Here is a 22150-nt window from a genome sequence, read left to right as displayed (position 1 = left end):
CTCAAGGATTAAAGTGTGATTTTTATTCCTGTTAAAAACGTTCTCAATGGAGGGACTGATCCTGAACTCCCTGAAATTTCCGGGTCGAATCTTTGTTTGTTATCAAAAGTCAAGACATTTTGCCCTTGTAAAAACAGGCTTGATGTTTTCAGTTTGAGTTTTTTCAGGAGGGATGGATTTAATTTGTAGGTAAGTGAGATATTTTTCACCCGTATATAAGACGCTTCACCAAACGTGGCATTGGAAGCATTCAAGTTAGTCAGATTACTGGAAAGGGTCGTAAATCTTGGTATATCTGTTTGGTCGCCGCTTTGCTGCCACCTGCCCAATACTGAAGCCGGCTCATTTTCGATAACCGAGCCATACGCCGGTTTAAATCCAAAAGAATTCTGCTTCCTATATTCCAGAAACAGATCCAGTTGGAACGCATCATAAGAAAAGGTGTTGCTAAACCCGCCGAAAAAAACAGGACTTGTTTTTCCTAACACAACAACATCTTCAGGGAATCTGACCACCCCGTCCTTATTAGCGTCTTCAAACTGGGCTACTCCTGTTTGCGTGTTAACTCCCAAGAAATGATACCCTTTTGTTACGCTTAAATCTTGCCCCACGACCAAGGTATTGGCATAGCTTGAGTTGGCAATTCCCGGATAGGACACCAATATGTTTTTGGGTATGGTAAGGTTTAATGCGCTTGTCCACCTTAGCTTTCCGGCCCTGATATTGATTGTATTCAAATCAAATTCCCATCCGGTATTTTGCACCAAAGCCGGTAGATTGGCCTGATAGCCTGAAAAGCCGGACTGGTAAGGCAGCGGATAAGTTACCAGTTGATTATCGCTCCTTCTTTGATATCGTGCTGCCGTCATCACGATCCTATCTTTCAGAAAACCTAATTCTATCGCAACCTCCAATTGATGGGTCGTTTCCCAACTGTAGTCAGGGTTTGCAATGCGCGAGGGTGATAAACTTGCTGTGCCGCCATAAACAGTGCTGCTGCTGTAAGCCGCGAGGTATTGGTAATCGGCTATCTGGTCATTCCCGGTTACACCATAGCTGCCTCTCAGTTTGCCAAAACTTAAAAAGGGGAGATTGTCTTGTATTAAACTTTCCCGCGAAAAAAGCCACGCCGCACCTGCAGCACCGAAGTTGCCGAATTGTTTGTCGTTGCCGAACCGGGATGACCCATCCCTACGAAAATTCAGGTCAATAATGTATTTCTGCCGCCAGTTATAATTGATGCGCCCAAATAGGGATACATATTTATACTCAGAATAGGCATTGGTTCCGGTTACGGTACTGGCTGCACTAAGGTTACCCAATAACGCCGGGTTATTCACACCTGTTTCAGTGAGCGTATAGCCTTTATCTACACGATCTTGCAAGGTTGCACCGGTCAGTATCGCTAAGGAACCGTACTTTCCATCGATCGTATAATTTAACTGCGGTTCAACAATATAGGATTCGCTATTGTTATCAGTTTGGTACGCAGTAGCGATTGGCGTTGTAAACAGGTTGCTTTGCGATATCTGCGGAAGCGTAGCCAGTTGATCAATATGGTACTTGGTATAGCCCAAACTTGTTTTTATACTCAACCCTTTCAATAAATTGTATTGCAGCATTCCATTGGTCATAATATTGTTTGATTGTATGCGAGTTTGCTGACTTAGCAATGCCATGGGATTATAATTGGCTTGAAAGTTATAGCTGCCATCCGTGTTATAAATCGGATAATTAGGCGGAAGCGTAGCTATTGTGGTCGATGCATTATATAAAGTATGGTTATCATCCGTTTCATAATTAGCCGTGAAAGTGGCCGTAAACTTTTTGTCTGGGCTGTTATGTATTAGATTGAAGTATCCGCCTCCCTTTTTATAATTTTCTCCACCCGGCAGTATTGACCCTTCATTCCGATAATTTGTGCTGAACAGAAACTTTGTAGCCGAACTACCCCCGGTTAAGGAGGTCTGAATGCTGGTCATTTCCGCCCGGTTTCCAAATTCATATTTCTGCCAATCGGTACTTTGCGTTTGGCTCCATACCAGCAGATCGGGCGCAGTACTCGTTGTAGGAGCAACCCCGTCATTCTTAAAGGCCTCATTGCGCATTTGCAAGTATTGGGGCAACATCAGGTATTGGTTATATCTACTGATCTCACTGAAGCCATGAGTCAAATTGAGCGTGAAGTCGGTTTTGCCGTCATTTCCCTTTTTAGTAGTAATCAGCACAACTCCATTCGCACCTCGTGAACCATAAATGGCCGTGGCATCGGCATCCTTTAAAATATCAATACTGGCGATATCACCCGGATTGAGAATACTGAAAGGACTGATTTGACCATTGCCTGATAGCGATCCGCTGAGGGGCGAAGAGAGAAAAGGAACCCCGTCTATGACATAAAGCGGGGTGGTACCTGAGGCAATGGAACCTTGTCCTCTTATTTGCACAACAATATCCCCACCCGGCAGACCATTAGCTGTTTGAATAGAAACACCTGAAGCGCGTCCCTGTAAGGCTGCGATAGGATTTGAAACCGGTTGTTTTTCAATATCGCCTGCGCTAATCGTTGATACGCTACCCGTATTCAACCTTTTCGTAGTCGTCCCATAACCGATAACCTGTACTTCGTTTAAAGAACTGGTTTCTGCTTTTAATTGTATAAATAATGTTGCGGCTCGATCACTGTAGCTGACTTCGATAGTTTGGTAACTGATAAAGCTAACCATCAATATACCCGATGGGGGAAGATCGGTCAATCGGAAATTGCCGTCCTTGTCGGCCATCACGCCCTTGTTGGTCTGTTTAAGTCTGACCGTCGCGCCCGGTAAGGGCTGCCCCTGCACATCGGTTACCTTACCTTGAATGATCTGACCAGGACGTTGAGAACTGTTCTGGGCATAGCACAACGGCCCCCAGAACAACAGCATCAGGATCATGACCAGGATGATACCGCTGACAAGATAAATCCCCGCATTTGGGCTTTTCAATTTCGGAATTTCAGTAAACGACGGTTCCAATGCACCACCGGAAAGAGTATGTTTATCCTTCCCAAAAGGCAATAGTTTGCCAGGGAAGCTTATTTTGAGCTTCATTTAAAAGGTTGAGTTAGTTTGTTAGAGGATTAAGCGCAAAGACAAAACAGCCATGCTTTAATCGCCATGGCTGTTAGTTGGGGAAAACAAATTATTCAGGTGCGCAAATGATATTCTTTAAGAGGTTTTTTAACGATCGCCAGTACCAAAAGGCAATAATGCCAGTAACTCGATTGAGTATTTTTAGATCAAAGATTGATACAACTTGTGATTTCATTGTTTGAGTTTTGTTTTCCAAACCTCAAACCAATCGATAGAATATTGGCTCCCGAAGGAGCCGGGCACTACTCTTTGATTCGTCTGCACACGGACCGCTTAGGACGGCTCTCCCTAAGGGAGATGCTATCAAAGATAGCACCAAGACACAAATCGCAAGTAGGCCCGGATCCCCAGGTATATAGGGTTTCCGGACGCTCACTTGCTCCTCGTTGTGTCTTAAGTTCCTAAGCTTGTGCAGACCTGAGGCTCATGTGAGCATCATAAAATACATATGATGCTTCAAATTTATAAATTAATCTTAATGTATAATTTTGTTCATACGCTAAGGTATATACTATTTTTTACAATAGCAAATTTGCTATTAATTATTGTCGTATATACTTGTCTATTTGCTTCTGTGAAATATCTGAAAGATCAGGAATTTATAGACAAATTTGGCAGGAGGCTGAAAGAAATTCGCGAATCCAAAGGCCTGTCTCAAGAACAACTCGCATTGATTACTGAAATTTCACAAAGTCAAATCGCAAGAACGGAACTTGGACAAGTTAATACCAGTATCAGCCATGTATCTGTTTATGCAAAGAAAATGAAAATTGATGTAAGGGAATTATTCGATTTTTAAAGGAATTGAGTAAACCAAGTGACTCTATACTTATGCAAAAAAAAGTAATCGTTTCAATTTAGTCGCCTTATAATTAGACTGTTAACCCAGATCAGAAATCTAAAATAAGCTTGTCATTTATTTTCAGAAGCATTTGTATTAATTAGAGTTTAATCTCCTACTTCAATCTTTATAAATGCCACCCGTTATCAATTTATCATTACGGATAGCTATGATCGTAAAATATTCATTTTTAGCATCTACAAGGGTGAGTACCATATAGCCTGGCTTCCAATAACCTATACCAAATACTTTGATCGGCGTTGGATGGGATTGAATAATGGCTGGATCTGTAACAAAGGTTTGTCGGGTCGCACAACCAATCAGAAGAAGACAACAAATCAGCAGGATTCTTCTCATACTTCAATTATTGAGCGTTTAATATCAATTAGCTTTCTGATACTACGATTCAATTGACATCCAACGCCATTTTGACAATTCACGTATAGCTATTACGTTCTATATACCAATGCAATCCTGGGCTCCTAGCATTAATCTCAAGATACGATAAATGTGTGGACGTAGAAACGGTGTTTGAAGCATTTACTTTTGGTTTCCCAACCACCATAGAAATGCAAATAAAATCATCCCGATAATAATCAGAAATATCGCAATAAATTTACCTAACCCTTCTAATATGTTTGTGAAAGTGGCTTTTTCATAAGAATCAAACTCCTCTATTCCTGCTGCATTCCTTCTGTAAAAAGCCCTGCGATTAACCCAATACCGAATCAACCACCCCAAACCAAAAACCAAAACAGCAGCTAATTTCATCAGGATAATTGCTGTTTTACTGAGGGCGGCATGTAAAATTAAGAATGGCATATTAATTAACTTAAAGTTAAGCAACAAAAATTAAAGTACAAAATTTGGTATTAAGCTATCGAGTTCAAAATCAAAAACAGGAAAAGCATTGAGTTTAGATAGAATTGATATTCAACTTCAGTTTTTATAAATACTGCCGGCTACCAATTTATCATTACGGATAGCCATGATTGTAAATTCTTATTTTTAATATCTATGCACGTTAGTACCATATAGCCTATCTTTTAATAGCTTATATCAAATATTTTGATCGGTTTTGGGTGGGATTAAATGATGGCATGTCGTTTGATTATCCATCAGTTATGTAGTAGTGCCGGTAGGTAGTTAAGAGCGTTATACTCAAATAAGAGCAAACTCCTTCAATTTGCCAAAACTTTATGTTGGCGATTAATATATTTTTTGGCTCTTCGCGGATGACTTGTGCCCGGTCTTTTGTCAATTCCTCAATGACTTTAAACGACCTTAAATCCGATGAAACAGTTATGATCTTAATGGAATGATCAGGGTATTCTAAATGACTTTGATCTTTGGGAAGTTTATTTGACCATATTAAAAATGGCCTGCCATTTCAAGCTTTTGATTTCTTAGCGCCGCACAGCGGTTTCGCCAATCACTTTTAGTTCTCCGATGGTCCGGCTTCTCACTGTGATGGTTTGATTAGTGCGTTGCCCGTAACCGTTTTAACGTATTCATTACGCTGGCGTTTTTCAGGTGAGCATTGGCGGCCGACTTCAGTTTATAAGGCCGGTTAAACAGTTCCTGTTTTACTTTGAAATATTCGGCAAGCTTCCAGATATTTTCTTTGGAAAATCCTTTTTTATAACTCAATATCTCCGAAATAAAACCTTTGCTGACGCCTAGCAGGTCGGCCAGGGCGTTAGCTTTTAGTTTATGCTCTGCCATTAAATATTTTAGCACTTCTACCGGGTCCGATTTTCCTAATGTATCGTGTTCTTCGTCCCATTTCTCTATGAGCAGGGTCAGCAGGTCAATCTCTTCCTCCACCTCCGGGTCGTTACTTTCCTGCATCACCAATTCTTCTAACCGGTTGCAATAATCCCAGTATTGGGTTTCGGTCTTGATAATTTTATACTGTAATACTTCCATTTCTCAATCATTTAAACATACTTACTGTATATTGTTCCCCTTTGTTGCAAAGTTTGGTATACTCGGCATGCGTGCCTATCCAGCAAATGAACAGGTGGACTTCCTTTCTGCCGAACATATAGCCGCAGATGAGCCTGTATTTATTCCCGCCGATATCGAATACGGCCCGTTTACAGCCTTTGCCCAAAATATCAGTCGCAGGAAATGTTCCCTGCATGTCTTCCGGCATTGTCCAGCTGGCGGATTTTAACACATCCAGCCAGTTACGAAAAGCATTTTTGCTGACCGCGTGTTTGGCCACAAAGTCCTGAATTACCTTTTCTTTAACTAAACGAATGCGCATATAAAGATATACAAATATAATAAATAGTTAGCCTGTAGCGAACTTTTTAAGGAGATATTTTTAGTTATATCCTGGATAAATTGATTTTTTTTCTATCCGTATGAAATCTTCGATGGGTGCATGTTCAAGATCAAAGTCAACTTTCTGCGCAGCTATTGTATATGTCCTTTTTATCACCAAGCATACCCCAGCATATGCCCCCTTGAAGCATCCTGTTATTTTTGGTTTCGAGGTGGCAGCCAGGTAATGGCACCCTCTACATATGTATCTTTAGAAATGTCCAGTATCACATCCTTGTTTACTGTAAAAGATGATTTGGGCTTTCCGGGCCCATTGAATTTAATTTTGCAATTAATAAAAGCAACAGTCAGTGGTTTAGGCGTTGCCGGTAACATCGCATTGATAAGAGCGATACCTCCAAAACCATTTACGGGTACAATGGCCGAAATGGTACTGTTTTCAATCGTATCTAATCCGTTTCTTAGCAAAAGATTGTAGCCGTAGTTGTCCTCCAATATCATATTGTCTGCTTTACAAGTAACGTAGGGATCACCATGGCACATACCTGTTGAATTCTTCCTTGCAATGAAACCCCGGATGGCAATTTCACAATCTTCATGAGCGCTGATGCCATCGTCACCACATTCTGTAGCTGAAATATTTTCAAAAACTACGTCTTCAGTGTGCCCGTGGATGTTAAACCCGTCGTTGATAACGTGCGTAATATTCATGTTGCGAATAACCCAATGCTTGCAAATACCTCCAAATCCCACTCCATTCTGGCGAAGCGGTGTTTCAATATGATATTCTCCCAGTTTTTTTTGAGGATCAATCGCTATGTAAAATGTTGTGTTTGAATCTTCATATGTCCATTCGCCTGGTTGTAATTTATCCGGAGCTACCAACGGTTTACGAGCACCTTTGGAAGAACGGCCCATTCGGTTTTGAACACCATTCCACACCATAAAATAACGCTGGATCGTGGCTGCTGTAGCGGAAGCTCCGCTTTTAAGATCCGGAATAAGATGATCATTCTGATAAATTCCGGGCCGGATTGCTGTCCAGTCGGCAGCACTAATGGTATCAGCACCAGTAAATATGTTCCCCTGCCCATCGATCACAATAGGTTTACCCGGGGCCCCGGATTTATTATGGATCGTAATTGATTCATGAATAGGATGATCTACTTTAACAATCATAATGGTATCTCCCGGATACGCATGATTAATAGCTTGCGCCGTCGTTCTGAACGGCGCAAGCTTTGATCCCGAATTTTTGTCTGACCCTTTTGCAACATCAACATAGAAAGTGCCTGCAAAAACTGACGATGAACCCATTATCAGCAACAAAACTGTCAAATGAAATAAGGTTATCCTCCATGAGGATGGTAACCCTGTTTTTATGGTTGATATCATAAGTTATAATTACGCATCATATACGGGAATAAACGTTAATTTAAAACGAGCCGCACAGCATCGGCACATACCATTCCACCTTCACCTTCATTCGAAATTTTGACACGGCATCCTTTCCCTTTGGCAAAAGGATAGTTACCTATTTTATACCAGTAACCATCGCTGGGTTTCTGGGTCATGTCCACAAATTCCGTTTTTTCTCCATCTAATGTGTTAATGGCAATCTTAACTTTTTTCGATCGGTCTTTAGCAGCTACATACATCACATATACATCGTAGTTTCCATCTTCTATTATAGCAGGGTTATAAATTAAGCTCGCTGTTTCAACGGGAGACTGCATTGTTGTTTTGTAGCCGCCTATCAAAAACGGCAAAGTTTTTTGGTTCCTGCCCCATGCCCAGGTACCAATTTCTTCTGCATCAAGATCATCAACAACAATCCCGTTGAAATAGCTTTTAGGCAAATAGGAATCCGGACTAAGTGGAATGTCAAAGATCTGCCCATGCTGTTTCAAACTTGCCTGTAATGCCGGAATATTGATCTGCTGAACAGCCACTTTTGCTTTAACAGCAAAGGCTGCGGCCGTTCCCGCCGCATCGCCTGTGGTCATATAAACAGGCTCCATTCGTATAGAACCATAAATAACATGCGAGGCAGACAGGCAAATGGTAACCAGCAGGTTTTCGCATTCTCCTTGCTTAGGTACAAGACTGGTGTAAGGTATCTGATAAGGTTTATAAGGGATGTGGTGTATGCCGCCCTCGACGATCAGTCTTTTGTCGGGTGTAATGGTTCTCTGGACGTCGTGACTGTCCATAAAGTAAGATCCCATTCCGATGACATCCTGTTTTTTTACATTTTCCCAGGCATCCTGTTGCTTCATTACATAAGCGCCTATCATCCGCCGTGCTTCCCTGATGTACAGCATGTAGGGCCAGTTGTTATTGTCTGCAAACTCGTCTTTGGCGTATCCATAGCGCTGTGCGTCAAGCCTCAGCGCTTCAGGCACCCGGGGATCGTTAGCGACGAAATACAGGTAGCCTTCTTCCCAATCTTTATGATACTGGTATATCTTGCTCCGCTCGGCATAACTGCCGTCCGGGTAATTAAAACTGGCATTGGGCAACTCCAGGTGGTTAATATCTGTTTTTTGATCTGGCAGTTGATAAACGGTACACACCTGATCGAACTTAGTGAACTTTCCTGTAAGGATTTTTTTTAGCAGGGGTTCATACCTGGCCGGATTATAGCGTGCCGGTTTAGTGAAAGGAACTTTGTTATTGGCTTTTGTAGTTAAACATAACCTGAAGCCATACGCCTGCGTTTTTTTGTCTGCGGAACCTGCAGCTGGGAAACTCTCGAAATTATAATCCAGCGGAAATTCTTTGGCCAGCGCTTTTATCTCTTCCAGATTTTTATCTGATAATTGAACCGGCCGTACCCCGCGTGTTCCTCGGCCAGCCTCCGATTCCCGGTATTGGCCGCTGCTTTCCCTTCCGACGATGTAAGACACATGTGCCCAGGCCATCAGGTCGCCTTCATAGGTCGCATCGATAAAAACGGTGCCTTTAAATACTTGCCCGTTTTCGAGCGCAATTTTCTCAATGCGTTTATTGGCGGTAAAAACGCCATTTTTTTCTTTGATCCTCGAATCGTAAAAAATATCAACCCCAGCCTCTTTTGCCATGTCTACAAAAGTTTTCTCGGCGTCAGAACAGGTAAAATTAAAAGGAGGCCCCTCAACTCCGGGCCCGTATTTCGAACGGACACGTTTTAAAAAATCCATCGTATAGCCGCCAATGGTTTCGGCCATTCCCACATCGGTATTGCCCAGGCCGCTGGTAGGCAGACCGCCGACATGTTTATTGTCAGCTAACACAGCTACTTTGGCTCCCTCTTTGGCAGCGGCATACGCCGCTATCATTCCAGAGGCGGAGGCGCCGTAAATTACTACGTCATATTTTTTTTCCTGGGCTGCCAAACGACCCGGAACGACAATGGTTGCCAATAGGGTAAAAACTAATGATAAACTGATAATTGATTGTTTCATAGTGATTTATTTTAATTATTGATTACTGGGGATGCTCCCATGATAAAAGTTAGATTGCCGCCCCTGATCAGATCGGCATGCGATAAATAATTTTTTGAATATGGTTTTCCATTCAAATAAATTTGTTTGATAAAAATGTTCTTATCAGACAAGCCTTTAGCTTCAACCGTAAATGAATGATTGTTTGTCCTGATGATGGCTTTTTGAAATGAAGGCTTGCCGAAAACGTATTGCCCGTTTGAAGGATTAACAGGATAAAAACCAAAGGAACTCAGTACGTACCATGCACTCATCTGACCGCAATCGTCGTTGCCACTCAAGCCGTCAGGTGTGTTATTGTACAATTCGTTCATAATCTGATTGATTTTTTTCTGTGACTTCCAGGCTTGCCCGGCCAATGTATATAGATATGCCACATGATGACTGGGTTCGTTGCCGTGCACGTACTGGCCTATCAATCCCGTGATGTCTAAGGTTGACCCTTCACTTTCAATTTTCGGGCTCGCAGTGAAAAACGAATCGAGCTTTTTAATAAATTGCTGTTTCCCCATCAGGGTCATTAATCCTTTGATATCATGCTGAACCTGCCAGGTGTATTGCCAGGCATTGCCTTCCGTATAATCGCCGCCTACGGTACCGGCGTGGGACAGACTGTAAGGATCGAATTTTTCAACCCATTGTCCGTTGGCGTTTTTACCCCGCATAAAACCGGTTGATTGGTCAAACAGGTTTTTATAATTTAAGGCGCGCTTTGCAAAAAATCTGTAATCATCATCCTTACCTAAAGCCTTAGCCATTTGAGCTGCGCACCAATCATCATAAGTGTTTTCCAGTGTCGTGGAAACAGCCTCCTTTTTGATGATATCTGAAGGAAGGTAGCCAAACCGGTCATATATATTCCAGGGAGAGTTAGGGTGGTTAACCGTTAAACTGGTCTTGATAGCTTGATAAGCCTTATGAATGTCAAAACCGCGAATGCCTTTTAAATAAGCGTCGGTAATAACAGGAACAGCATGATTGGCGATCATGCAGAAATTTTCGTGCCCCCAGAGTGTCCAAATAGGTAAGTAGCCTTGTTGGTCAAAGTGAGCTAACATACCTGCAACAAATTTTCCTGTTACTTTAGGGCAAATAATAGTATAGAGCGGATCAAGTGCCCGGTAGGTATCCCATAAAGACAGTGTTGAATAATAAGCTCCGGTATTAGTGTGATAAATTCGGTTATCTGCACCACGATAATCCCCGTTAACGTCTGCGATATTATTGGGAGCGATCAGTGAATGATACATTGCCGTATAGAAGATCTCTTTTTGTTTGCGGCTACCCGTTATCCTAACGCGGGATAAGTAATCGTTCCAAATTTCAGCTGCGTCTTGTTTTGTTCTTTCAAAATTCCATCGGTCGTTTTCTGCCCTTAAATTCTGTTTGGCATTGGTTATGCTAACGGTCGATAATGCGATCTTTAGCTCCAATTGTAATTCACCTTTATTTTTGAAGCTGAGGACAACCCGCTGATTTCGTTTTGCAGTAGAATCAGACAACCATGTAACGGCAGAAAAAGGTTTTTTCAATTGAATCACAAAATAGACCTGCTTTTGACCGGCCCAGCCCCTGGTTATGGTAAAACCCGAAATGGTGGTGTCATTTTCCAAATGAAGTTCACTTTTAATGACATGATCCTCCAGGCTTTTTCTATCGTGAACCAGGCCATGGCGAAGATCTATCAGGACGTGCCCGGTTTGGGATTCCTGAAAGTGGTATTGATGGTAAGCAGTATGCGCAGTCGCGGTTAACTTTACCATCACCTTTTCGTCCGGTAAAAAAACCGAATAGTACCCAGGCTGAGCTTTTTCCTGCAAATGGGAAAATCGGCACCGGTGAATATCTTTTTTAACCGAAGTTGCAAACGGAAGTAATAATATATCGCCCAGGTCTTTTCCGCCGGTCCCGCTAAGATGGGTATGTGAAAATCCAAGCAAAGTGCTGTCCTTGTAATAGTAACCGCTGCAATGTTCCCAACCCATGAAATCGGTATCCGGACTAACCTGCACCAGGCCAAAAGGCAGCGCAGCGCCAGGAAAAGTATGCCCCGTGGCGTCAGTTCCGATAAAGGGATTGACATATTGTGCATTACCCGCCGACTGTGCCAATACCAACCGGGGCAACTGAATAAGAACGAACAAGAAATAGATGATTTTTTTCATAACATGTTTAGATTAATATTCGCTTACCACAGTTTTGCCTTCCCGCCAATCCAGCATATTCAACACCAAATAGTTCCAGTTCTGAAAACCCTTATTGAGCAGGGGTTCCCCGCTTTCCGGTTCGTAATATTCGTGAAGCGCACCATAACGTTGAAAGTCCCTGCCAAAAAGCACAATGGTACTTTCTGCCAACTCATTGGCTTCCGCTTTAAAACCGTAATTGACTAACCCTTTCCAGGTGAGATAATTGGATATTCCCCAGATAGGCCCCAGCCATGAGGATGGATTTCGTGAAGCTTTAACATTATACATTTTTTCCATTTTAGATAATGTGCGGATGCCGTACGGAGAGTGGAAGGTGTCCGTGTTATGGTAATGCCCGCTAACCATGCGCTTAGCTTGTTGTGGGGTGGCTATTCCCGCCCACATGGCCATAAAACCAGACCATACACCTAAGCGCTGGATAAGGCAATCCCAATCCCTGGGCATCCCGCTGTGCAAAATATATTCCAGCCCATCGTTTATTGGGGTCAGGTTAAGATCCACACTGTAAAAGAAACCGTCGCGCTCGTCCCAGCAATGTTCCTGAATAGCAGATCTCAGTGTAACTGCTTCTTTTTCGTATTGCGTTCCTGTTTCTTTCAGGCCTAAGCGATCGCATAAATAAACCATGGCGAGCAATTCTTTGTACATCATGCAGTTAAGCAGGATAGAACCCGAACTTTTGGGAGGGCGGCCAAAAGTTGCGGGATCGTTATCGACGCCTATGGATTTATCATTTTGCCAGTAGTAAAGGCCGGTTGACCGATGGCGGTGATGCTCATAATAATTATTTTCAAATCTTTGAAGATTATAAAAACTGTCGCGCAGCCAACCGGCGTCGCCGCCGGACAACCGGACTAAGAAAGCGGCATGCTGCGCTAAACAGGGTTTATGCATATTTTCCGCATATACCGCTGCCGGTTGTGTCAGTTCATCTGCGGCCGCGGTCCTTTTTACAAAAATGGGTATCCAGCCAGCAGGGCTGCTTAGCGATAAAAAATTCAGTACGCAGCCTCGTTCGTTCGCAACAACCTGCGCTGTTGCCTTTTCATTCCCCGAATCTTGCAAAACTTGTCTTAGAGCCACATTGCTCAGCCATGAATCCCAATCCCACAGCACATCGGCATACTGGCTGCTGCCAGGTGTTAAAAAAGGATATTTGAGGGCGCCGCCAGCTGGCTTGAGCATGCCCTGATAGTCACTGTAAACTGATTTTCGTATCATAGGACCATAGGTTTCCCATTGACTGGACTGGGCATTACCTTTTAAGCTCAGGGTCAAAAAAGGTATCAAAAGAGCCACTGTTTGCAGCCCTTTTAATGGGTTATTGCTATTGATGCCCATTGATCGTTATATCTTTTGTTTTGATTTGTTTAACGGCAGTTGCCGCCAGTCCTTTGCTCGTAATGCAAGCTTTATCCACATCTTCTAACCAAATGGCCGGTCTGCGGTCTGCCTGATGCAGATTAAATGTGAGGTTGATGATATTCAGGTTCTGTACATGTCGAACATATAAACCATAAGCAGGCAGTGTCCAGCCAAACATCCTGTTTTCCGGATACCCTTTTTCATTTTCCGGAACAGACTTGAGTGCGTCTGCTTCAGTTCCGCCGCCAGGTACATCGATACTGATGTCTTTAAGCGTTACATTTTCGATATAAAAACCGGGCACAGCAGTGATGGAACTGGCAATCTGGCTATGAGCGGAAGCTTTGATCTGGCTGATGACGACATTTTTCAGCGAGCCGACCGCGTTTTTCCGGTTACCCAGCCGCATAAATATAGGCGTCTGCACACCGGTCATCGTTATATTGGAGATGGTTACCTTGTCCAACATTCCGCCGTCCACAATTTCTAAAGCAATACCGGCAAGGCCTGTAATACTATCCTTTACCGTATGTTGCGATTTGATATCCCAGTGATGCAATGGCGATTCGGCCGCCTTGTACAATACACAATTAGTGATGGTAACGTTTTTAAACCCTCCGTAAGAACTGGTCCCCATTTTAATTAAATTACAATTAGATGCCAGGCGGCAATTGCTAACCGTAATGTTTTCGCACAATTTTTTGGGGTTATCGCTTTTCAGGCATAAAGCATCGTCGCCACTGTCTACAGTACAATCCGTTATTGTTACATCCTTACTGTCAATGTCAATGCCGTCATTATTATAATTGGCATGCGAGTAAACCGTAATACCCTTGATGTGTATGTTTTCGCTGTTATATAACCTTAGCGACCAGGAAGCCGATTGTCTGAGCTGGACGTCCTCGATGGTGACATTTTTACTTTGCCTTACATACACCAAATAAGGCCTGTCAGGAGCGGATTCTTCTACCTTAAAGTGATCGCCATTCCCTAAAATAGTTCCATGCCCCGTGATAGAAACGCCTTCGGCTTGATTAATATACACGACAGCGACATAAGGACTACCGGAAGCATTCCCCGACAGTACGGCACCATCGAGCAAATGGAGGTTTACTTTGCTCTTTAATACGACACCGTTAGTCAAAAATGTGCCGGCAGGAACTACTACCGTTCCGCCACCATGATTAAAGCAATCATCGATCGCGCTTTGAATCGCTTGAGTATTAATTGTTTTTGAATCACCTACTGCATGATACTTGGTAATATTATATTCCTGCGCGTAAGAGCTGGAAAGCAAAGCGAACGACAGTACAAAAAAAAGAATGGTTTTAGAAAAAGTCATAATTTGAAATTTAGTAGGGTTAATTGTATCCCGGATTTTGTATTAAGCTTTTATTAGTGTCCATCTCCCGGCTGGGTATTGGGTACCAAATCTTATAATCCGCGTAATTATTTATTACAAGGGCAACGCTTTCATTGGTAAAGACCGGAGTGGGGTCAAGACTGGCGACAACCGTTTTTAACTTTCCCGTCCGGATGAGGTCTATTCGTCGCCACCCTTCGCCGAGCAATTCCCTGGAACGCTCATCCATCAGTTCCTGCATAAAATCTGCTTTGAAATACGCGGTATTGATCGTGTTTAACGTTGCAGTAACCCCGCCTGCTGCGCGGCTACGAACCTGACTGAGTAAAGCCCTCGCACCTGGCTCATCACCCGTTTTGAATTTGCACTCAGCATACATTAACAGGACATCCGCATAGCGAAGGATGCCATAATCAGTTTCCCCCGAATTGGCCGGCACACCACGGGCAGCGCGGTCAACCGGGTCGTCCTCCCGCCATTTATTAAGACAGAGATTAGATAAATTTGCCGAAATAGCGGTCGGCGTATAGTATTTGCGACCAGCTATTGTAACATAGGTGGCGGTAGCGGCAATATTCCCACTGAAACTTAAACTTTTCCTGCCATCAGCGGCATTGAAACGATTATACCCCTCTCTTACAGGCCGCATCCAGCCCGCTACCGCCCCAACGGTCAGATAATTACCTGTGGGCCCGGCCAAGTTAAAATAGTAGATATATTCATTACTTCCCCCGGGCCCGGCCTGAACAACCATCATATGCTCATTCCTTGCTACATCTTCCGTGGCGGATAGAAAAAGATAATTGAAAGGCGTGATGAGTGCGTAACTGCTCTGCGTATAAATAACCTGACACAGCGCCAGTGCTTTCTGGTACATCTGATCCTTGTCAACGGCCGAAAAGCTATTAAGCGGGAAATTGAGTGCTTCACCTACATTATTTTCCTTACAACTGGCTAAATACAGATACAGTTTCACAAGGAAACCTGCCGCCGTATATTTATTTACTCTTCCTGCCTGGGCGTTCCGGGCTGGCAGCGTTTGATACGCGAACTGAAAGTCGCTCTCCGCCTGCGTCATTACATCTTGTAAGGATGAACGGGGGGCACTCAGATCTGGAATTGTTGAAGTACTGATCGGAACCCCGCCCCATAGCCATCCCAGGTAACAATAGTACATGCCTCTTAAAAACCTGGCTTCGGCAACGATCTGATTTTTCCTTGCAGCGTCCATGTTGATAGCTGGTACTTTTTCGATGACAAAATTTGCCCGGTTAATCCCCGCATACAAAAAAAACCAGGCATTACTCAACAGCGTGTTCTGAGAGGTGTAAGTATAGTTGGCAATGGTGACATAATTGTTGTCGCTTGTGATCTTTGTCGCGTCAGCAATCAATTCGTCGCATCCCATCGTGGTCAGCCATTGCATTCCTCTTCCCCAGGTACAAGCTGTTCCCTGCCCCTGAATAACATTCGCATCAAGAATATCATACACACCGGTAAGCGCCAGTTCGGCATCGGCAGATGTTTTGTAAAAGTTGTCCGTCGTAACGAAAGAATAAGGCGTTTCGTCAAGAAATTTTTTACACCCGGCGAACGGTAGGCCGGTTAAAATAATGAGGAATATAATCGTATATTTAGATTTCATGGTTTTAAAATTTTAGATTCAACCCTAATGTTATTGATCGTGACCTGGGGTAGGCGATGTTATCTATTCCCGGGAGCAGGGCCGTATAAGACGCGATCTCGGGATCAAAGCCGCTGTATTTTGTCCAGGTGACTAAATTTTCACCGGTGATGTAGATCTTACAAGCGCGAACGCCCAATCGTTTGAATGCTTTGGTCAGGTTGTAACCCAGCGTTACGTTTTTAAGCCGGAGGTAAGAGCCATCTTCTACGTAATAACTTGAAGTTTCTATTTTACCCAATCCCGTTAAGGCAGCATAGCTATTGCTGGGATTAGTCGGCGTCCACCTGTTCGCCCAATAAGTGGTACTCAAATTGGCAAAATAATTTTGCCCGGCTTCATACCGATACCGCCCGGCATTTAAAATATCGTTACCATAAGACCATTGGAGCAACGCGCTGAGGTCAAAACCTTTGTAAGTGAACGTGTTTGAAAAGCCGCCGTAATGTTTAGGATTGCTATTGCTGATCACGGTCATGTCGTTATCATCAATCACGCCGTCATTATTCAGGTCCTTATATTTAAAATCTCCAGGTTTGGCCACCCGGCTTTGCATCTTCACCACACCAGGGTTTAAGACTTGCGTGCTGCCGGTTGTTGTAAAATCGCTCGTTTGATAGATACCATCAAACACGTAACCGTAAGCTGTGCCTATAGGATTACCCACGATTACCCGGCCTACATTCCGGATGAGGCTGCCTGATATGGTCACTGGTAAATAATTTACGCTTCCCAGCGATTTGACTTCATTCCTGTTGAAAGAAATATTAAAACTACTTGTCCAGGAAAAATGAGGCCGCTGAATATTAATGGTATTTATACCCAATTCGATACCCTTATTATCTACCCTTCCGATATTTTGCCATTGTTTCATGTAGCCACCCTGACTCGAAATGTCGGCATTGATCAACAAATCCCTGGTTTGCTTCAAATAGGCGTCCGCGGTAACAGAAACACGGTCTTTTAATACTGCCAGGTCAATGCCCACGTCATATTGATAGGTAGATTCCCATTTTAAATTGGGGTTGGCCAGCACAGAAGGAGCGATACCGAGTGAGACACCTGAACTGCCGGAATAATAGGCATTTTCTGTACCTGATAAAGATTGGTAGGCCGAGATCCGGTCATTCCCTGTGATCCCAAAACTTGTTCTTAATTTTAAATCAGAAATAAAATCGAGTTTTTGTATAAAGGGTTCCTGTGAAGCTCTCCAAGCCAATGCGGCGGATGGGAATAGTGCGTACTTATTTCCGGCGCCAAACTTGGAAGACCCATCATTACGAAGTGTAGCAGTAAACAAATATTTATTGTTAAACGTATAATTAAACCGTGCAAACTGCGATAAACGGTTGTATTTATATCTGTTGGTCGTTGGTGGGGTTGACAATATTTTTGCGGTAGATATATTGTCGGTTGCATTAATGGACTGGACGTCAAACCCCTGGCCGATCATGTTGAAGCTTTCATAATCATAGGAGTTAACTTCAACGCCTAAGAGCGCGGCAATACTGTGGAGCTTACGAAAAGTATGCTGATAGTTCAGGGTGGTTGTATTGTACCAATTTAAAGAACTGCTGTTGCTTAGAATGGCAAGGCCGTTAACAGCGTAGCCCCAGGAAGTTGTGGAAGGATACCATTCCTTGTCCTTTGAGCTGGTAAGCACGCTGCCGAAACTGGTATTGAAATGAAGATCTTTGCTAAGCTGATAATCGCCCGAAATGTTACCGATGATTCGGGTGATCGGTATACTTTTATAGGCATAGTTAACAAAATCGATCGGGCTTCCCAATCCGCTGTTATCCGGATCGTCGCTAATATCGCCAGCCTCGGGAACGTTAACCGGCTTATATAAAACCAGGTTCTGGATCAATCCGTTATAATTCCGAGGTCCGTCACCACCATTGGTTGCGGTGCCGTTACTCATAGAATAGGAAGCATTGATCAACGACGCGATCTTGAAATTTTTAGTGGCCTGAGTATTAATCTTGAAATTCATACTGTACCGCTGGTAATCATTATTCTTCACCAGGCCCTCTTGTTTCAAATAGCCGACGGAACTGGAAAAGGTCGTCTTGGCGTTTCCACCGCTATAACTCACATTGTAATTCTGTGTGAGGGCATTACGCAGCAGCAGGTTTTGCCAATCGTACGTTTTTAGCGAAGAAACATCCTTTATTTGATCGTAAATCCCATCGCCATTTAAATCTACAGCCCATACCGGGTCCTGCGGAGTAATGGCATAACGGTAAGCAGCATAGTCCTGAGCTCCAAGCAGGCTAAGTTTTTTGGTAGCAGCGGACGTACCTACATAAGTATTAACTTCAAGAGCAGGGTTATTTGCGTTGCCGCTTTTGGTGGTAACCAAGATGACACCATTTGCTCCACGGGAACCAAATATGGCGGTCGCCGATGCATCTTTTAATACTTCAATGGATGCGATGTCAGCAGGGTTGATCCCCGCCAAAGGATTTAGCTGAGAGGTGTTTCCATAGGAGGAGTTCGATACTTCCCCGCTATTGATATCGATCTGTACGCCATCGATCACATAAAGAGGCTGAACACCTGAACTAAACGAGTTAGCACCGCGAATGTTGATATTTACGCCTGCACCTGGTTCTCCGGAACTTGATGTGATCTGGACTCCTGAAAGGCGGCCTTGCATGGCTTCCATAAACGACACGGCTTTTGACTGCTCGATGTCTTTTGACTTTAATGAAGTTACAGAACCGGTAAGATCGGATTTCTTCTGGCTACCATAACCGATCACGACCACTTCGTTCAGACCTGTATTTTGCTCTTTTAAAATTATGTTGATCAATGTTCTTCCGGCCACCTGAATCTCCTGTGTTGTATATCCGATGGAGCTAAACACCAATACAGAATTGGTTTGGGGGACATTAATGCTAAACTTACCGTCCTGATTGCTCACTGAGGAAATTTGTGTTTCCTTAACTTTTATCGTTACACCCGGTAACGGCTGATCCTTTTCATCTTTGACCGTACCCGAAACGGCTATAGCCGTAACTACAGCGACGTCCCTGGGCGTCTTAAGCTTAATTAATATTGTTTTCTGTTGAATGGAATAAACGAAAGGTTGATTTGAAAAACATTCCTGTAATACCTTTTCTACTGGAGCATCCTGTATGTTGACGGTTACCGGCCTGGCGGCAGTTAAGATATCCGGATCACAAAGGATGTCATAGCCCGTTTGTCGCCGGATGTCATTTAAGGTTTCCCAAAGCGATGCGGATTTTTTATTAATACTGATTTTTTGCGCCAGAGAGGATGCACTTACTTGCAAAAATGCAACAAGCAAAACGACGAATGACAGTTTCATTACTCTCCACAATTTAGGTTTGATGCGGAAAGAGATTCCGCATCCAATTGATGTATAATTTTTATACATTTGAATTTATAGGTTAATTAATAATTGGTTGTGTTAACAGCGATCATTTTGATTACCTAAATACAGCTCCCAAATGCTGTACATTTCCAGGGGCGGTTGGAACGCCCCTGGTTATATTCTTTAGATAATTCTTAAAAGTAAATTATTGCATCAATATCACTTTCCTCCCTTCTATTTTATAATGAATCCCGGATGTAAATGCGATGTTCTCCAGTAGCTCAGTAAGGTTTTTATACCTGGACACCGTACCTCTTAGTCTTTTCTGTTTAATGTTATTTCCCTCATATGCTACATCTATGTTATACCATCTCGAAGCCGTTTTCATCACATTCTGGATGTTTACATCTTTAAACGAGAACTTTCCATTGGTCCAGGCCAAGGCCTGTTCGGTGTCGGCGTTCTGCACTGCAATATCATCCTGGCCGATCGCGGTAATCCCTTGTTGGCCGGGTTTGATCAATGCTATAATGCGATCATGACGCATTTGTATCGAGCCCTCCACTAAAGTTGCTATGACTGTCTGATCATCTAAGTAGGCCGATATATTGAAGTGGGTACCAAGAACTTTTATCTCTGCCCCATTGGCATTGACAATAAACGGTTTCTCCTTGTTCTTGGCGACCTCAAAGTATCCTTCACCTTTCAGTTCAACTTTTCGGATTTTGTCTGTAAATACGGTTGGATAAGTAAGCGACGATGCTGCATTCAGCCAAACTTGCGTACCGTCTGGTAAATTGATTTTATAGGTTTCCCCTTTAGCGGTCGAAAGCGTATTAAACTGATCATTCCCGGAAGTACTGTTCCCGGCAACGGTATAAACTAATTGACCATTGGCTGTTTTTGTAACACGCACACCAGCTTCTTCAGCGATCTCACCTTTGACAGCATCAGATAATATGACCTTTTCTCCGTTTGCCAAAGTAAGCGTTGCCGTATTTTTGCCCGGAGGGATATCATTTTTGAGCGGTTGGTTAACCGCAACCCGTTGAGGTTGTTGATGACGAACTAAAAAATAACCACCCACCCCCAATGCAAATATCAAAGATGCAGCGGCGGCAATACGCGGCCATGATACAATACGGCGGTTGGTCTCCGGTAATTTCTGGAAGATATCTTCTAAATCTCTCGTAATTTTGTCTTCGGGGATTTCATTCTGGAAAAGCTGATCATGGTTAACGTACCAGGTCTCCAGCAGGTTAATCTCCTCCTGTGTACACTTGTCTTCGTTATACTTATTAACTAACAGTAGTATTTCTTCCTTGTTCATTTATCGGGCTCTAACCTGTATATAATGTATAATACATAGCTATACCCCAGGGCGTAGAAGAAAAATTAAAAAATTGAATTGTTGTGAGATAGCGGAGATAATGTCACAATGGTTGTGAATTTCCTTGTCAGAATTCACAGCATATGAGACACTCAACCTTTCCCAGGACGAGTCAAGTGATAACCCATGATTAATAACAATAACCAATGACCAATCAGTTAATAAAAAAACAGGAGGATTAAAAATGTAAATATGCCTAATTTAACACGTAATATCTTCAATGCATTGTTAACTTGCTTCTTAACGGTTGGTTCTGCAATGCCAAGTTGTTCCGCAATTTCTGCATGGCTAAAATTCCCCCTACGGCTTAATAAAAAGACTTCCCGCATCTTCGGTGGCAAGGCATCGATCTCCCGGTCGATTATTTTCTTTAACTGATTTTCCCTTGCCAGGTGATCGGTTATGCAGATACCTTGGTTCACGGAGTCTTGTAACGAAGCGATGTAAACATATTCCAAACCTAAACGGGAGATTGTCCGAAAAATACGGTTACGTACAGCAGTATAGAGATACGATGAAAGATGATTTCCCAAATTAAGCGTCTTCCGATTATTCCAAAGCGACACAAACAATTCCTGTACTAAGTCTTTCGCTTCCTCGGTATTCCTTAATTTATTATAGGCATGAACGTATAAGGGGGCCTTGAAACGGTTATAAATTTCGGTGTACGCGTTATGATCCCCTGCCTTTAATAAGACCGATAGTTCTTCATCGTTCAATGTATCATATGTAACCATGATGGGGAATCACCAATAAAGTTATGGAAATAATAAAGCAATGTTAAAGAAAATATTTCATTCCGTTCATATCTGCTAAATAGCCTTTGGTTAAAGCAATAATTATTAATTCGATAACAATCGAGCAAATATTTGTACGTCATTAGACTATCAATATACAAAGCAAGGCGGTGATTTACGGAGGCGATACTTTACTGATATATCCGGCTTTTATTGTACGGATGATCTTTTAAAAAGCATTATAGCCAACTGAAAAATGTCTTTGCATATTCGAAAAAATCACGAACGCAGAGAAAATAGCACTTT

General features: G+C 42.9%; 15 protein-coding genes. 1 reads left to right on the top strand and 14 read right to left on the bottom strand.

Features of this window, described 5'->3' with window-relative positions; translation table 11 throughout:
- Window positions 1-8: 8 nt before the first annotated feature.
- Window positions 9-3092: a SusC/RagA family TonB-linked outer membrane protein gene (locus AC07M6_RS24155; protein WP_494893996.1), complete on the bottom strand. Its 3084-nt coding sequence runs from the start codon at window positions 3090-3092 to the stop codon at window positions 9-11.
- Window positions 3093-3708: 616 nt separating this feature from the next.
- Here AC07M6_RS24155 and AC07M6_RS24150 point away from each other — a divergent pair.
- Entirely contained in the window at window positions 3709-3933 is a 225-nt protein-coding gene (locus AC07M6_RS24150; RefSeq protein ID WP_494893994.1) for a helix-turn-helix domain-containing protein, read from the top strand.
- 162 nt (window positions 3934-4095) lie between these two features.
- Here AC07M6_RS24150 and AC07M6_RS24145 read toward each other — a convergent pair whose 3' ends face one another.
- The 13 genes from AC07M6_RS24145 to AC07M6_RS24085 all read right to left on the bottom strand — a co-directional run bounded on the left by AC07M6_RS24145 (window position 4096) and on the right by AC07M6_RS24085 (window position 21826).
- Window positions 4096-4332 (bottom strand): hypothetical protein, encoded by a 237-nt coding sequence (locus AC07M6_RS24145; RefSeq protein ID WP_494893992.1) that lies wholly within the window; start codon window positions 4330-4332, stop codon window positions 4096-4098.
- A gap of 183 nt (window positions 4333-4515) precedes the next feature.
- A complete protein-coding gene (locus tag AC07M6_RS24140; protein WP_494893990.1) occupies window positions 4516-4797 on the bottom strand; it encodes a molybdenum ABC transporter permease in 282 nt (93 codons plus the stop codon).
- A 657-nt stretch (window positions 4798-5454) separates the two neighbouring features.
- Window positions 5455-5904 carry a helix-turn-helix domain-containing protein gene (locus tag AC07M6_RS24135; protein ID WP_494893989.1) on the bottom strand — a complete coding sequence of 150 codons (450 nt, stop codon included), beginning with the start codon at window positions 5902-5904 and terminating at the stop codon, window positions 5455-5457.
- Window positions 5905-5911: 7 nt separating this feature from the next.
- A complete protein-coding gene (locus tag AC07M6_RS24130; protein WP_494893987.1) occupies window positions 5912-6247 on the bottom strand; it encodes a type II toxin-antitoxin system HigB family toxin in 336 nt (111 codons plus the stop codon).
- 215 nt (window positions 6248-6462) lie between these two features.
- Window positions 6463-7662 (bottom strand): hypothetical protein, encoded by a 1200-nt coding sequence (locus AC07M6_RS24125; protein WP_494893985.1) that lies wholly within the window; start codon window positions 7660-7662, stop codon window positions 6463-6465.
- Window positions 7663-7697: 35 nt separating this feature from the next.
- The gene (locus AC07M6_RS24120) at window positions 7698-9713 is read right to left on the bottom strand and encodes an FAD-dependent oxidoreductase (RefSeq protein WP_494893983.1); all 2016 of its coding nucleotides are present in this window, start codon (window positions 9711-9713) and stop codon (window positions 7698-7700) included.
- An 11-nt stretch (window positions 9714-9724) separates the two neighbouring features.
- A complete protein-coding gene (locus AC07M6_RS24115) occupies window positions 9725-11917 on the bottom strand; it encodes a GH92 family glycosyl hydrolase (protein ID WP_494893982.1) in 2193 nt (730 codons plus the stop codon).
- A 12-nt stretch (window positions 11918-11929) separates the two neighbouring features.
- Window positions 11930-13147, bottom strand: a complete 1218-nt coding sequence (locus AC07M6_RS24110; RefSeq protein WP_494893980.1) for an MGH1-like glycoside hydrolase domain-containing protein — start codon at window positions 13145-13147, stop codon at window positions 11930-11932.
- Window positions 13148-13289: 142 nt separating this feature from the next.
- Window positions 13290-14669: a glycoside hydrolase family 28 protein gene (locus tag AC07M6_RS24105; RefSeq protein ID WP_494893978.1), complete on the bottom strand. Its 1380-nt coding sequence runs from the start codon at window positions 14667-14669 to the stop codon at window positions 13290-13292.
- A gap of 19 nt (window positions 14670-14688) precedes the next feature.
- Window positions 14689-16335, bottom strand: a complete 1647-nt coding sequence (locus AC07M6_RS24100; protein ID WP_494893976.1) for a RagB/SusD family nutrient uptake outer membrane protein — start codon at window positions 16333-16335, stop codon at window positions 14689-14691.
- A gap of 4 nt (window positions 16336-16339) precedes the next feature.
- Complete coding sequence (locus AC07M6_RS24095; protein ID WP_494893974.1) at window positions 16340-19780, bottom strand: TonB-dependent receptor; 3441 nt, start codon at window positions 19778-19780, stop codon at window positions 16340-16342.
- A 142-nt stretch (window positions 19781-19922) separates the two neighbouring features.
- Window positions 19923-21047: a FecR family protein gene (locus tag AC07M6_RS24090; RefSeq protein WP_494893972.1), complete on the bottom strand. Its 1125-nt coding sequence runs from the start codon at window positions 21045-21047 to the stop codon at window positions 19923-19925.
- A 218-nt stretch (window positions 21048-21265) separates the two neighbouring features.
- Window positions 21266-21826: an RNA polymerase sigma factor gene (locus AC07M6_RS24085; protein WP_494893970.1), complete on the bottom strand. Its 561-nt coding sequence runs from the start codon at window positions 21824-21826 to the stop codon at window positions 21266-21268.
- Window positions 21827-22150 lie beyond the last annotated feature (324 nt).

The sequence above is a fragment of the Mucilaginibacter sp. GW821-FHT07H05 genome, from assembly GCF_059418485.1.
The sequence above is the reverse complement of the archived record's forward strand: the minus strand, read 5'-3'. Positions and strand labels throughout refer to the sequence as shown.